The organism is uncultured Microbulbifer sp. (genome assembly GCF_947489355.1).
In the GTDB taxonomy this organism is placed as follows: Bacteria; Pseudomonadota; Gammaproteobacteria; order Pseudomonadales; family Cellvibrionaceae; genus Microbulbifer.
Genome location: NZ_CANLDD010000149.1, coordinates 1 through 1,341, shown reverse-complemented (window position 1 = coordinate 1,341; position 1,341 = coordinate 1). Strand labels below are relative to the sequence as shown.

Below are 1,341 nucleotides of genomic sequence, written 5' to 3'. Positions count from 1 at the left end.
ATTGAAAGTAGGTTTGGTCATGGGTCATCTCTTTTTTGCTAATGATAAAGAAATGACACAGAATTCTGAACACTACCTTTCTTGGTATTGCCAGCCTTATAGGCGTGATTGTCAGTCATATCATAGTGCTGTTTGACTTTATTGAAGTGCGCCACAGGGCGGGTGACCCTTTCAGGGAAGCCCTGCCGGATGCCGGCATTATGCGATTGCGCCCCATTCTCATCACTATATCCGCAACCACTGTGCTTTGCTCAGGTGGGTGGTCTGATATTGGCCACCTGCGGCACTTTGCTACTGGTGCCGGTACTTTTTGCCACCCTGGTGATGGATTTGAAATGGATTCGTTGGAGGGGCCAGGCCACCAAAGTAGCACCTGGAACGGTGGCATAGCCCGATTACTGTGAAGTGGCGAATAGCGGATCCCAGCGGAGATTTAGCAGGCTCTATTTGGCCCTGGGTGCCACCAGTGGTTTCTGAATGGCAAGTTCTGCAGCTGCTGTCTAGTATTGAGCCTAGGTGGCGTGATTTTTTCCCACCCATATCGTTTACTGTCGTTATTGTTACGAGGTTGATCATGAGAAAGACAGCAAGAGAAACCTTGCACACCAAAGAGCACACGCGGCTCAATACCCCCACCGATTTGGGTGAGCGTGCGCGTGAAGACATTACTGGCTCGGTGAATACGCTGTTGGCGGATGCCTTCGGGCTGTTTATGAAAACCAAGAATTTTCACTGGCATGTAAGCGGCCCACACTTTCGCGATTACCACCTGCTGTTTGATGAACAGGCAGAGGAGATTCTGGGCATAACTGACGTACTGGCCGAGCGGGTGCGAAAGCTGGGTGGCACCACGCTGCACTCCATTGGCCATATCGCCAAACTGCAGCGCGCCTCCGATAACAATGCGGAGTATGTGGACCCGCAGGACATGTTGGCGGAGCTGTGTGAGGACAATCAGGCAATGATTGCCCGTATGCGTGAGGTGCACGCACTCTGTGATGAGCACCGCGATGTCGGCACGAGCAGCCTGCTGGAGGAATTTATCGATCAGGCTGAAAGGCGGGCCTGGTTCCTGTTTGAGGCGAGCCGAAGCTCGGGCTTGATCCGGCACTAGTCTTGAAAAGCACGGCCAAAGACCACGCAGTGGATGTCAAGCCTCGGGAGGCCAGTGCTAATTTAGTGGGCTGTTGAAAATATTCCGTGCCATCAGTGGTTTTGGTAAAATTTGCGGACGATACAATCAAGTTTCTTTCTCAATATTTAGTGTAGTGGCATAGTAAATTTGGCCATCTGACTTTGGGTGATAACATCACTCACAACGAAGATCAGGTGAATAAATGA

The 1,341-nt window shown here is 51.0% G+C and carries 1 protein-coding gene; it reads left to right on the top strand.

Annotation, left to right across the window (positions count from 1 at the left end):
* Positions 1-574 precede the first annotated feature (574 nt).
* On the top strand, positions 575-1,114 hold the full coding sequence (locus Q1A48_RS21210) for a DNA starvation/stationary phase protection protein (RefSeq protein WP_299948843.1): 540 nt from the start codon (positions 575-577) through the stop codon (positions 1,112-1,114).
* Positions 1,115-1,341 lie beyond the last annotated feature (227 nt).

Excerpts from the sequence above, each read along its gene's own strand:
- Q1A48_RS21210 (WP_299948843.1), top strand. The coding sequence starts at position 575 with ATGAGAAAGACAGCAAGAGAAACCTTGCACACCAAAGAGCACACGCGG.